11 protein-coding genes are annotated in these 12,510 nt (G+C 34.4%); 3 read left to right on the forward strand and 8 right to left on the reverse strand.

The genetic code is table 11. The features are described from left to right. Positions 1-55: 55 nt before the first annotated feature. The 3 genes from CN946_RS12100 to CN946_RS12110 all read right to left on the reverse strand — a co-directional run bounded on the left by CN946_RS12100 (position 56) and on the right by CN946_RS12110 (position 2,799). On the reverse strand, positions 56-1,165 hold the full coding sequence (locus CN946_RS12100; RefSeq protein ID WP_098861343.1) for a HAMP domain-containing sensor histidine kinase: 1,110 nt from the start codon (positions 1,163-1,165) through the stop codon (positions 56-58). Then, positions 1,158-1,856, reverse strand: coding sequence for a vancomycin resistance response regulator transcription factor, VanR-F/VanR-M family (vanR, locus tag CN946_RS12105; protein WP_098861344.1), 699 nt, complete (start codon positions 1,854-1,856; stop codon positions 1,158-1,160). The genes CN946_RS12100 and vanR overlap by 8 nt, the downstream gene beginning before the upstream one ends. A 337-nt stretch (positions 1,857-2,193) precedes the next feature. Next, positions 2,194-2,799 (reverse strand): NAD(P)H-dependent oxidoreductase, encoded by a 606-nt coding sequence (locus CN946_RS12110; protein ID WP_098861345.1) that lies wholly within the window; start codon positions 2,797-2,799, stop codon positions 2,194-2,196. A gap of 119 nt (positions 2,800-2,918) precedes the next feature. Here CN946_RS12110 and CN946_RS12115 point away from each other — a divergent pair, with 119 nt between their 5' ends. Beyond that, on the forward strand, positions 2,919-3,347 hold the full coding sequence (locus CN946_RS12115) for a MarR family winged helix-turn-helix transcriptional regulator (RefSeq protein ID WP_098861346.1): 429 nt from the start codon (positions 2,919-2,921) through the stop codon (positions 3,345-3,347). Between the two features lie 246 nt (positions 3,348-3,593). Here CN946_RS12115 and CN946_RS12120 read toward each other — a convergent pair whose 3' ends face one another. Beyond that, positions 3,594-6,125, reverse strand: coding sequence for a vitamin B12-dependent ribonucleotide reductase (locus CN946_RS12120; protein WP_098861347.1), 2,532 nt, complete (start codon positions 6,123-6,125; stop codon positions 3,594-3,596). A 367-nt stretch (positions 6,126-6,492) separates the two neighbouring features. Here CN946_RS12120 and CN946_RS12125 point away from each other — a divergent pair, with 367 nt between their 5' ends. Further along, entirely contained in the window at positions 6,493-6,987 is a 495-nt protein-coding gene (locus CN946_RS12125; RefSeq protein ID WP_098861348.1) for an acyl-CoA thioesterase, read from the forward strand. Positions 6,988-7,023: 36 nt separating this feature from the next. Here the strand turns inward: CN946_RS12125 and CN946_RS12130 are convergent, their stop codons facing one another. The 4 genes from CN946_RS12130 to CN946_RS12145 all read right to left on the reverse strand — a co-directional run bounded on the left by CN946_RS12130 (position 7,024) and on the right by CN946_RS12145 (position 11,321). Continuing rightward, positions 7,024-7,731: a M48 family metallopeptidase gene (locus tag CN946_RS12130; protein WP_098861349.1), complete on the reverse strand. Its 708-nt coding sequence runs from the start codon at positions 7,729-7,731 to the stop codon at positions 7,024-7,026. A 149-nt stretch (positions 7,732-7,880) separates the two neighbouring features. Next, positions 7,881-8,696 (reverse strand): DUF5995 family protein, encoded by an 816-nt coding sequence (locus CN946_RS12135; protein WP_098861350.1) that lies wholly within the window; start codon positions 8,694-8,696, stop codon positions 7,881-7,883. A gap of 389 nt (positions 8,697-9,085) precedes the next feature. Continuing rightward, positions 9,086-10,813 carry an AAA family ATPase gene (locus tag CN946_RS12140; RefSeq protein WP_098861351.1) on the reverse strand — a complete coding sequence of 576 codons (1,728 nt, stop codon included), beginning with the start codon at positions 10,811-10,813 and terminating at the stop codon, positions 9,086-9,088. 211 nt (positions 10,814-11,024) lie between these two features. Then, complete coding sequence (locus CN946_RS12145) at positions 11,025-11,321, reverse strand: hypothetical protein (protein WP_088014129.1); 297 nt, start codon at positions 11,319-11,321, stop codon at positions 11,025-11,027. Positions 11,322-11,689: 368 nt separating this feature from the next. On the opposite strand from CN946_RS12145, the gene CN946_RS12150 reads away from it, so the two are divergent. Then, positions 11,690-12,421 carry a hypothetical protein gene (locus tag CN946_RS12150; RefSeq protein WP_098861352.1) on the forward strand — a complete coding sequence of 244 codons (732 nt, stop codon included), beginning with the start codon at positions 11,690-11,692 and terminating at the stop codon, positions 12,419-12,421. Positions 12,422-12,510 lie beyond the last annotated feature (89 nt).

Here is a 12,510-nt window from a genome sequence, read left to right on the forward strand (position 1 = left end):
TTTTTAAATAAAAAGTGGGGTAAACTTTAAATTTTTCTTAAATTTTATAAAACTTTTAAACTTGGTCAATTGAAATACTTTGCGGTAATCGAACTTCAAATACAGTTCGGATTATACTACTTTCAGCCGTAATTGTCCCATTATGTTGCTCCACAATATTCTTTGCAATAAATAAACCAAGACCTGTGCTATCTTCTTGATGAGTTCTTGCTTTGTCACCTGTATAAAACATATCAAAAAGATATGGAAGTTCCTCCGAGGGAATACAATCCCCATAATTAACAACCTGAACTATCACTTCATTCGCATCAACAAACCCGTTAATATCTACAAACTGACCATCATATCCATAACGATTTGCATTGGTTAAAAGATTTTCAAACACACGAGCTAACATCTCTCCATCACCCAAAATAGGTAAATTGGGTAGAAGATTCATTCGAGCGATCAAATTATTTTTCTCGAAGACAGGGTACAATTCTTCTTTTAATTGAAAAAGTAGATCACTTAAATTAATTTGCTTTTTTTCAAGAGGCAACATGCCATAGTTCATTCTAGTTATTTCGAATAATTCATCAATCAATTTTTCTAAACGCTGAGATTTAGTAAAGGCAATCGTTAAAAAATGTTTGACTTGTTCCTTAGTTAGCTTCTCATCCTTAAGAATTAAATCTAAATATCCTAACACAGAAGTTAGCGGAGTGCGCAAATCATGTGCCAAATTTACAACTAATTGTTCTTTACTGTTTTCTGAAAAATCGCCTCTTTGTACAGCTTCTTCTAATTTTTCACTAGCTAGATTAATTGCTTGAGCAATATCTTCGAACTCATCATTTGATTGGATCGAAACCCGATGTTTAAAATTGCCATTAGCAAGATAATGAATTCCGTTTGATATTTCATTAAAATAAGTAGAATAGGGCTTAGTTAATAAATAGAAAAACAATATCGAAAGTGGGATAAAAAGAAATAAAAAGAAGTTAACGTCTCCAATACTCTGGATGAATCGACGAAACTGGGCTAAGGGATCACCAAAACGAACCATCGTGTGATAATAAAGCTGTAATCCTTTGAAAATTATGTAAGTTATCATACCAGCCAGAGTCATACTTAAAGCAAATAATACGATGATTTTGGAGCGAAAACTGCGTATAACTTTATCCATTAAATGAATACCCCACTCCCCAAACCGTTTTGATTAACTTGTTTTTTCGCTTATCTTCTCCGAGTTTTTTCCGCAAGGTGCGAATATGTACCATTACCGTATTACCACCTTCAAAGTATGCATCACCCCAAACCTGCTGAAAAATATTTTCTACACTAAAAACTTTCTTTGGATGACTGGCTAATAAATACAAAATATCAAACTCTTTCGGTGTTAGCTCAATGTTTTTACCATAATGCAAAACTGTCCGTTGATCAGGGGATATCATTATTTCACCAAACTCCAAAAGAACTTTATGATCATCTACTTTCGGTTGGTTTAACTTCATAAAGCGTCGCAATTGAGCATTAACACGTGCAACCAATTCAATGGGGGTAAATGGTTTCGTTATATAATCATCTGCTCCAATAACTAATCCTTGTACTTTATCGAAATCAGATGTTTTAGCACTCAAAAATATGATTGGCATATTATGCCGCTCGCGAATGAGCCGAGTTACTTCATATCCATCCATTTTTGGCATCATAATATCCAATATCAACAAATCAATTGTTTGAGTCTCAACTACACGAACAGCCTCATGTCCATCCGAAACTTTAATCACATGATACCCTTCTTTTTCTAGATGTAAGGCTATGAGATCAGCAATCTCTTGTTCATCATCCGCTATTAAAATAGATATAGGCTTCAACTATACTCCTCCTATTTATCGTTACATTCAGTGGATGATTATCCAATTAAATATCTTAACGATGATTTTCTCCCAAAGACTAAATTTAAGAATTGCGAGTTACAGCTAGCTTTAGTTTTCCAATAAACTTTAGGCTCTATATTATTTTCTATTATTTCCTCTTATTCTTCAAGAAGATGGCCCATTTTGAGAATAAAGCTGAATTTAAAAATTTCTTCTAACTAATGGTTCTTTAAGACATAAAAAAACACCCCTTTAGATCATTACATCTAAAGAGGTATTTTTTCACGGTTGTAGCTTTAAAATAAAGTTCGATCAAAAATATTTCACAAACCCGTTAACTTAAAAGAACCTGTTTTGAGTCTATTTTTTTAAAATATTGGTAAACCTTTTCTAGTTTTTTCTTCTGTTTTCCATTGGGGCTCTCCATTTTACCGAATTCAAAAAACTTCACCTTGTTAATCCCTACAAATTGAAATAAGGCTCTTTTCATTAATATTTTATGAGCATTATTTAACCAAAGAAGAGGATATTTCGCTGGCCCCTTCATGGTAGAGATACATACTACTGACTTTCCTTTTAACAGCCCCATGGGCAAAAGTCCCTTCTTATCTTTATAAGCAAAACTTGATGCAAACATCTGATCAATGTAACCCAGCAGCATTGCCGGAGGTCGCCCCCACCAAATTGGATAGACAAGGACTAGTTGATCAGCCCATAATATTTGTTTCCTGTATTTTTCTAGGTCAGGATCACGATGCATATCACGTCTTCTTTTATTCTCATTAAACACCAGGAGAGGATTAAAGCCCTCTTCATATAAATCCAGCACCTGCAACTCCTTTATGTTTGAGTTTTCATTACATCCTTTGATGACGTTTTGTAAAAAAGAATAACATAAACTTTGGTGATTAGGATGTGTGTAAATAATTAGGGTCTTCATAGGCCACCTCTTTTAGTTATCATTTGATAACTAAATCATAACACTCACTCTTTTTACTTGTCAATTGATAATTGTATTTTGACAACTTTTTTGATATGTTATCAAAAGAGGTGACTTTTATGGACAAATCAGTACTTTTTTCTAAATGTGTATCATTCATAACTTCGGTTCATCGAGTAACGCATGAATTAACCAAAAACTCAAAATCCGGTTCGATCACACCAATTCAATATAAAATTCTTGAATATATAACGGTTAGTCAGCCCGTAACTCCTAGTGAAATTAGTGATTGTCTGAATATATCGATGCCAAATACCAGCCGTGAATTGAAAAAGTTAAGTGAAAAAAATTTAATTGAAAAGATGAGTGATCCTGCCGATCGACGAAAACAATTCATTCGTCTTACAGTGGAAGGAGAAGCCATGATGAGTGAATCCTTTAAGAGCTTGGAATCGCTTTTACTCTCTCGTATAAAAAATGCTTCGAAGGAAGATTTACAAGATATTGAGCATGCAATGGATATTCTGCAAACAAAAGTTTTTTATTAATAATAAAGGATCCTGGAACAATAGCACTCAGTTGAGTGCTATTCTATGTTTCTTTGAGGTAAACAAAAAAAGACTTCAAACTGCTACCTAATGGAAGGTGTACCTCTTTATCAAGAGTAGATGTAACTCTACCCAGAACCACGCCCTTCTTTAATCCATTTGTCGATTTTAAATGTCCTTGTTCTTTTAGACATAAAAAAACCCCTTTAGATCATCACATCTAAAGAGGTCTTTCTTCACTTACTTTTATATTCCACACTTCAACTGAACTTGGCAATTATCACATGTATTACAACCGCCATGTTCAACTACAGTACCAGCTAGGCAGATTGGACAAGTATCTCCGTTTTCTACACCTACGTTACCTGTTTTAACTTGAGCAGTTTCATCAGTATCGTTTTTCGTTGCATCTTTACTATTTTCAACTGTTTCTAGCTCTACATTTGTAAAGTCATTTTCTTCATTTGTTAGCGATAGTACTTGGGCATCACGTGAACCGTCTACATAAACAGTCCCGCCTTTTGCTCCACCTTTGTGTAATCTTTCATACACTTTTGCTACTTGTTCAACAGAATAACCTTTAGGAGCATTAACTGTTTTACTAATTGAAGAATCAATCCATCTTTGGATAATACATTGAACATCAGCATGCGCCTCTGGAGAAAGATCCATTGTTCCAACAAATTGTTCTGGGAGATGTTCAATCATCTCATAAACATTTTCTTCAGTTACTTCATATCCATTTGCTTCTAACCATTCTAGTGCGATATCAGCTACAACTGGAATGAATTTACCTAAACGTCCTGAACGGAAGTATACGAAGTTAAAATAAGGCTCAAGTCCAGTGCTGACATTCATCATCGTTCCAGTACTTCCTGTAGGAGCAATTGTTAATAAGTGCGAATTACGAATGCCACTTTCTAAAACAGCTTTACGAATTTCTTCAGGCATTTTCTTCATATATCCCGAGTTAATAAAACGTTCGCGTCCATCTTCAAAAGTCGATAAGAATGGGAATTCTCCCTTTTCTTCCGCTAATTCAATTGAAGTTTTATAAGCAGTAGTTGCAATCACTTCAAAAATTTGATCAACTAGTTTGTTGCCAGCTTCTGATCCATATACTAGGTCACAACGGATTAATAAATCATGTAACCCCATTACACCTAATCCGATACGGCGTTCACCTTTTGCTTGCTTGGTGTTCTCTTCTAAGAAATACGGCGTTGCATCAATTACGTTATCTTGCATTCTCGTTCCGATTTGAACAGTTCGCTTTAACTTTTCCCAGTTAACTTTACCATTTTCCGTCATTTCGGCTAAGTTAACCGCTGCTAAATTACAAACAGAGAATGGAGCAAGTGGTTGCTCTCCACAAGGGTTTGTTGCCACTACTTTTTGACCATAAGATACAGCGTTCGTCATTTTGTTTGCATTATCTAAGAAGAAGATTCCTGGCTCAGCAGAATAAGTTGCACACACATTGATTAAATCCCAAAGTTCTTTTGCTTTTATTGTGTGGTACGTTCGTACACCATATCCACGTGCAGCCCATTCACGTACATCTCCACATTCCTGCCATTCTTGATCATAAATTAAACGCATCTCATCGTCATAGTTTTCTAAATCCGGGAATTGAAGTTTGTATTCTCCATCATTTTCAACTGCTTCCATGAAATCATCAGTTAAACAAACAGATATATTTGCACCTGTTAAAAACTCAGGGTTGTGAACTGAATACTTACCACCGTCATTAAGTAGTTCTTTTGCCTGTTCTATATCAGGTGTATCTAATTTCCCTTCAATTGTTGCAATATGAATTAATGCTTCATATGCTGCTTTTTCAGTTGCACTAATTGGCTCGAACTTTAATTTACGCTCTACTTCTTCACGAATTAATTTCGATTTTGTAGTTTGCGCAATATAGCGTAAAACCTTTGGATTTTGGTTCTTTGATACGATGAACTCTACAATATCAGGGTGATTGACGTTCATCATAATCATTTGCGCACCACGTCTTGAACCACCTTGAATAACTAAATTTGTTAATTCAGATAAATCATGTAACCAAGAAACTGATCCACTTGAGCGTCCATTCACACTATAAACAATTGCATCGCGCGGACGTAAAGTTGATCCGTTTGTTCCAACGCCACCACCACGTGACATAATTTCCATTACCTTCTTACGGTGTTCACCAATCCCATCACGAGAATCGTGAATATGAGGCATTACATAACAGTTAAAGAATGTTGTTGAAGCACCTGTACCTGCACCAGCCAAAACACGTCCCGCTGGTACAAAAGTTTTGTTAGCTAAAATTTCATAAAACATCTCTTTTACTTCGGAGAATTTTTCTGGAGTTTCTGCAGATGCAAGCCCACGTGCAACACGGTCTGCAATTTGTTCGTAGAAGATTTCAAGTGGTTTGTCTACTTTATTAAATGCAACAGTGATGATTGCTCCGTCTTCAAACTGAGAATCTAATTGAACAGTTACTTCTTCTTGACTATTGTCAATAGCAATTACTTCACCATAACCACGACGAGGAAACTTTGGATCATCCTTATATGTTAGTACAACTAGGTCACCTACACCTAATGTAACAAGCTTAATATCTTTAAATGCGTATCGATCTAACATAACCGTTCTAGATACACCTTTAAATGTTGTTTTATGCATCTTTGGATTAATAGGTGTAATCATTGGAAAATGCATTATGTCTTGATTTAATTTCTGTATATTCGCAGGTAATTCAGCATCAATTATTGTATTTATCATCACCTGTTCCTCCTCGCAAAAGATTATATCGATTTTACCATATATCGATATATAGGTGTTCTCTTTCTTTTCAACACCCATATGTAGTATTTATCCCGTCTCAACAAGATATAAATATACCGACTTAAGAAGTAAAAGTCAATGTAAACGACCCAAATAAACTTATTTAAATTTGCACATTTCCCCACAAATTTCATTGACAAATTTACTTTTAACTAAGTAATGATAAATATCCACTTTGAGAATTACGGATTAATCAGTATCCTTCAGTAGACAGATTATAATTGTATTTTTTTAAATAAAGCTTGATAATTTCTCCAATAAATAGTGTACAATTTATAGAAATTAAAGAAATGGAGAAAAACAAATGGTAACTTGTAAAGAAACAAGAGTCATCAGAACAAATTTGGTTTTACCAAATGATGTAAATAGTCATAATACTTTATTTGGTGGAAAACTTATGAATGACTTAGATATTATCGGAAGTATTTCTGCAATGAAATTCTGTAGATCTTCAATTGTAACTGCATCAACTGATTCAGTAGATTTTCTTCATCCAATCACGATGAAAGATTCGGTCGCATTCGAAAGTTATGTAACTTGGACTGGCACTTCATCATTTGAAGTTTTTGTGAAAGTAACTGCAGAAAACTTAAGAACTGGAGAAGAGAAAATCGCCGCTACTGCTTTTTTAACTTTTGTTGCACTGGACGAGGGAGGTAACTTAATTAAAGTTCCACAAATCGTTCCCGAAACTGAGGAAGAAAAATTCTTATATCAAGGCGGAGAAGAACGCGCTAAAATCCGTAAAAATAGAAGACTTAAAAGTAAGGAATTAGCAGACTTTTTTTATAAAAAATAAAAATGGGACGACTAATGTCGTTCCCATTTTAGTTTTTTAAACAGTCATTTTCCAACTAGATAACGCTAACCAATTTTCTCTTTCCTTATATTCTGGAATAATTTTACCGACAAGTCGCCAAAATGACCTGTCGTGATTCATATGAACCATATGGCACATTTCATGGACAACTACATAGTCAATCACTTTTTGAGGTGCCATTGCTAGTTTCCAATTAAATGTTAATTGCCTTTTTGAATCACAAGTCCCCCAGTTTGTTTTACTATCAGTTATACGAATTGATGATGGTTTTACTTTAAAATTACTTTGATACTTCTGAATACTCTTTTCAACTATTGCTTTAATTTGTTGATAATAAAACCTTTTAAGTGCTTGTTTTATTCGTTCATCCTCGAGTTGTTTTACTATAATATTTAGCCTATTTCCTTCAAAAACGACCTGATCTTGCTGAATACTTTCATCGTGTGAAATTTGTATAGGATATGAATTACCTAAATAAAGAAATGTCTCTCCGAATTCATAAGTCCGTTCTTTTGGACCACGAAGTCGCTCCTTCATTTCATTTGATTTTTGAAGAATCAACTCCCAATTAGCCTCTAAAACTTCAATGACACTTTTAACAGGTGTATCTTTAGGAGCCTGAACCTCAACGTTTCCATATGCATCTATATAAATACCGATCGATTTCCGCTTTTTATACTTTATATTAAAACTAATCGTTTCGTTTAAAAATGTATGTATCATTTTTTTATCACCTATCGTTAACCTTCTAATCCAGAATCTTTACAATTATATAATATACTACAGTAGAAGTTTTGATTTTTAAACAGTAAAAACAACACTCTACTAAATGAGTGTTGCCTAATTATCCAATCTACTTACTCACTTTGAACTTACAATTGAATACTACCAGTTGATGTTTTTTCAAATCGATTATGATTTAAAAGATCTAAGTTTCTTCCAATATTTTTGGATTCACGGAAACGAATTGCCCATAAACCAGCCTTCAGCATCCAACTACTTGGATGTGCGACCGTGTTTCCAAGCGATGCAACCTCACTATCATGTACTTTAATCAGCCCATCCCACTCACTATCATTAGCTGTTGCCAGCTTTTTCGCAAAATCCCATGCATAATTTCGAGACTTCTCTAGACTAAAGTTTATGATTGCCTTTGAAGCTTTTGGGTCAACATGATCTAAAAAACCAATCCAAGGTGAAATTCGATTCATGTCATCCCTCACCTCATCCACTAATGATGCCAAAATACTGTTTATTTTCATAAAGTCATTGTAAAGTGATAAAATATCTGAGCCTTGGCATACCTTCGCAGCAGCTACTCCTAGATCCAAATTAATATGTGCATTAATACCAAGCAACAAATGCTGTAACAAAATAGAATGACGGTTTTTTGTGTGTCGAAACGCTAATTGCCAACTGAGACTTAAAGGTTCTCCATTTAAATAATTTTTAAGTGCTTTTAAATAGAAATTTGCAAAATTTACATCCAGACTTTCCATTCTTGCTCCGTCTTCGAACTGATTAGTTAAAATTCCAACTTTCACTTTAATCGTTACCAATCGATATAAAGAAGCAAAATATCCTAGTTTGCTTTTTGTTTTATTGCTCATAGAAATAATTTCATCTAACTGTTCAATTACATCATCAATTGTATTTGCGCTTCCTATATGATTTGATAGACTCTTCATTACTCACTCTCCTAACTTTTGTGACAAGTACGTTGTATTAGATTTTTTAATCAATATGCTATTTGTTTTAAAAAGATACTTTTAATAGTGGGGATATCTTTTGATATTCAGTGCTTCTTTTGATAATTCCTTCGCATGGCGAACACTTCATGAACTTTGCTTAAATAACAAAAAAGAGCAACTCATCATGAGTTGCTCTTTTTATTTATTTTTGACCAATATTTTGTAACCAAATAACCTTTTTTGAAATGAATGCTATTTCACCATGATGCCGATAATTTTGTAACCATATTTGTAATACGGAATGGTCTACTTTGATAGAATCTGAAATCTCTATTTTGAGACTTAGATTTTCTTTATATAAAATCAATGAAGTACTAATGTTTCCGCTAACTCTGATCGCTTTCAGGTAATTTATCAAAATCCTTAAGCAATCCTTGAATATTTTTCTCATAAATAGAACCAATCTTTACAATAGGTGGTTCAGGACGCGTACGTGCATAAATGCTTTCGTAAATATCTTCTATTTCTTCGCCTGTTAAGTCGCCTCTTTTTAGCAGCTCTTGAGCGATTGAATGTACGAAATCGGCGTGTTCAGTAACAAGTTTTTTTACTTGGCTCATTTGGTCCTTTAGAAGAAGGTTAATTTTTGGTCGTAGTGCTCTAAGGCCTTCTGCTTGTGAGCCTAATGCATTCCAGCTGAATAACTCATCGCCCATTCCGACTAAACCTAAATATGCACCAGCAAGTAGGGTTGCTTGTTGCAGATCAGATGTGACACCGTTTAATTTCTTGTGGAGAAACTCTTCTTCTACTGCTCTAGCCGCTAAACAAACTTGGATTGCTGCAAGTATTTCGCTGTCGCTTCGATTATATCTTTCAGTTGTTGGCTTAGTCGCAGCCAGACCTAGTGCGTCACCCCTACGAATAATTGTTACCTTCCATACTCGATCATGTGGCTTTAACAAATATTGAGCTACGGCGTGACCTGCTTCATGATACGCTACATTTCTCTTCTCATCTTCACTCATGGATCTAAGTGGCTGCTTAAGTCCCCACTCATACGTTTCCATTGCATCTCGGAAGTCAGTGTAATTTGCAACATCTGCACCTCGCTGATGAGCAATTACGACAGATTCATTCACTATATGTTTAATTTGTGCTGGACTATATCCAATCGTATCAAGAGCAGCTCGCTCTGGTGTTAAAGTTGTATCGATTTTCACCTTTTTTAGATAATATTGGAAAACATCAATACGTCCATCATAATCTGGAGAATCTACCCAGAGTTTTCGGTCAAAACGCCCTGGTCGTAGTAATGCTTGATCAAGTACATCAGGTAAATTTGTGGCTGCAATCGTCAGAACTGCGGGGCGCTCTGCTTTCTTTTTACGTAATCCGAGTGAGCGAAGAAATTTTGCTATTTTAGAACTATCAATGTTTGGAGGATCCATTTGTAGTAAAAGCTCATTCAATAATCCAGAACCCATTCCCATACCGAACATTCCACCACCACCGGCTCCCCCTCCTTGACGAGACATACCAATTGCGTCGACTTCATCGATAAAAATGATACACGCTCCGTATATATTAGCTAACTTTCTAGCCTTTTTGTAAATTCCCATTACCTTCAAATTCCCTACACCAAAAAACATGTTTTGAAAACTTGGAGCAGAGGCATAAGCGAAAGGTACTTGGGCCTCATTCGCAATAACCTGTGCAAGATAAGATTTCCCTGTACCAGGAGGACCACAAAGCAGCAATCCACGAATTGCCTCTCCTCCCATCTCTTTAAACGTTTTAACACCTTTTAGTAATGTTACGATACGTTTTGCATTTTCAACAATCTCAGGGTTTCCACGATAATCATCCCACGTCGATCCAGTCTCACCAGGTAAAATCCAATAAGTACGACCTCTGGCAAGAAACCAGAAAATTGCTACAAATTGGATGATCGCCATGAAAATCATAACGGCGAACTGAAATAAAAGACTAACAATCGATATTGCTACACTCCAGTATGTTGGCCCTCCTTTTATAAGCACAACACCAATAAAAACAATAACAGCTAACCAAATTAATACTCTTCGCCATTTAACCCATTGATATTTTGTCATAAACATTACTTCCTTCTAGGGAATTTTTTGAATATTCTATGAAAAAATTAGCCCATTGGTGCCTATAAATATATGTATGCAAAAACTAAATAAATTTGTTTTGTTAAAAAAAATAAAAAACCTCTTTGACATAGTTATTTTAGTTTGTTTACAAAGGCCAAAAAATTTGATTTCAAACTAAAAAGCCCTCCTTAGAAGAGGGCTTCAATAATTATTGAAATTTACTAAATATGTCTTTCAAATACTTAATAACAATTGCGATTCCACCGATGAAATAAAATGTTATTAAAATCCATCCTGTAGGATCAAGTCCAAACATTGTTATTAAAAACTTCAGTGGAAAAATGAAGTATAGAATATCCTTTAAATATCCTAGTATAAAAGATGTATCGAATGAACCTTTCCAGAATGAACGGATAAATGCTATTACAAAATCAAGAATCATTAATCCAGTTACTGCCCAAATAGTATATAGCATCCAATCCGCAAGTCCGAAGCCTAAATCCATAGTTATCACCACCTTACATCATACTATTCAAAGAAAATAGGCTGGTGATATGAATTAACTTAATTTTCAGATAATATTTTTTAAACCTTTTAAAGACCATTGTTCTGTTCTTTATCCTTTTGTTTATCATATTAATTTAATAAGAGATTAATTGCTAAAATGAGTCTAAGTTCCCACTTCATATTTACTAAAAATACTCTTTTACTAAAATTTATTATATGGAAAGGACAGAACATTACACTCTTCAAATTTCCTAACCAATCGTCGTATTCCAGCTACACAATAGCCCAACTAAACATACCCAAGTTCCCCCATCTGTACTTGAACATAAAATATTAGTAAAAAATTATAGAAAGGGAGAAATAGTAGTGGGATTATTTATTAATAAGAATGAACATCCTGATGTCTTTAAAAATAATGAAACAATACAAACACCGAATCAAGGGCATGTTCGACATAATTACTTAGCTGAACTAATGGAAGAACAACAAAAAAATAACATGAGCCTGGAAAAATCAATCTCTGAATTGAAGCCACGATATGAGCAATTAGAAGAATTGCAAACAAACCAGTGGAATGATGTTAAAAATCAAATAAGTAGTCTCATAGGTAATAACCGTGAGCGTGAACAATTTGAAAGAATCATGATCCAACGGTTAAATACATCAGACGCAAATGACAGTTTGGAAAAACAAACGTTAATTACTCAAATGATTAGTTTAAATGAAGCTTATACAGAATTGGCAAAGCGATTGGAAAAAAGTGAAACTGATAACCAAGCTCTCTCATTACAACTAGATAAGCTAATTGAAAAACAAAATGAAGTAGCTCATGGATTATTACAGCAAGAGGAATTTCAACATGGGGTTTTAGATCGTCTTGATACTCAAGAAGCAATGATGGATAGAATCTCTCACCAGCTAAATAATTTACGCTCGATTATTTTTGAACGAGCAAGCTATATCACGACAAAACTTGAAGACAGCTATAAACTAACAACTGACTATATTTATAAACTTATAAATGGATCCGATAAGCCAAAATCCTATACTACTACAGTGAGCAATAAAAAAGAGGAAAAACAAAAACAAGCAGACTAAAAATATGGTAAATACTCCATTAAGAGATTTTTCGAAAACTTTTTTAGTTTAATTAGATCGAATATAAAAAAAGCTTCTCGAAGTCTATA

The sequence above is a fragment of the Bacillus sp. AFS053548 genome, from assembly GCF_002575105.1.
Taxonomy (GTDB): domain Bacteria; phylum Bacillota; class Bacilli; order Bacillales; family Bacillaceae_G; genus Gottfriedia.

Bases quoted from the DNA above. Each gene is read 5' to 3' on its own strand.
- CN946_RS12115 (WP_098861346.1), top strand. From the start codon at position 2,919: ATGGACAAATCAGTACTTTTTTCTAAATGTGTATCATTCATAACTTCG.
- CN946_RS12100 (WP_098861343.1), bottom strand. From the start codon at position 1,165: ATGGATAAAGTTATACGCAGTTTTCGCTCCAAAATCATCGTATTATTT.
- CN946_RS12140 (WP_098861351.1), bottom strand. From the start codon at position 10,813: ATGACAAAATATCAATGGGTTAAATGGCGAAGAGTATTAATTTGGTTA.
- CN946_RS12130 (WP_098861349.1), bottom strand. From the start codon at position 7,731: ATGATACATACATTTTTAAACGAAACGATTAGTTTTAATATAAAGTAT.
- CN946_RS12120 (WP_098861347.1), bottom strand. From the start codon at position 6,125: ATGATAAATACAATAATTGATGCTGAATTACCTGCGAATATACAGAAA.
- CN946_RS12125 (WP_098861348.1), top strand. From the start codon at position 6,493: ATGGTAACTTGTAAAGAAACAAGAGTCATCAGAACAAATTTGGTTTTA.
- CN946_RS12145 (WP_088014129.1), bottom strand. From the start codon at position 11,321: ATGGATTTAGGCTTCGGACTTGCGGATTGGATGCTATATACTATTTGG.
- CN946_RS12135 (WP_098861350.1), bottom strand. From the start codon at position 8,696: ATGAAGAGTCTATCAAATCATATAGGAAGCGCAAATACAATTGATGAT.
- CN946_RS12110 (WP_098861345.1), bottom strand. From the start codon at position 2,799: ATGAAGACCCTAATTATTTACACACATCCTAATCACCAAAGTTTATGT.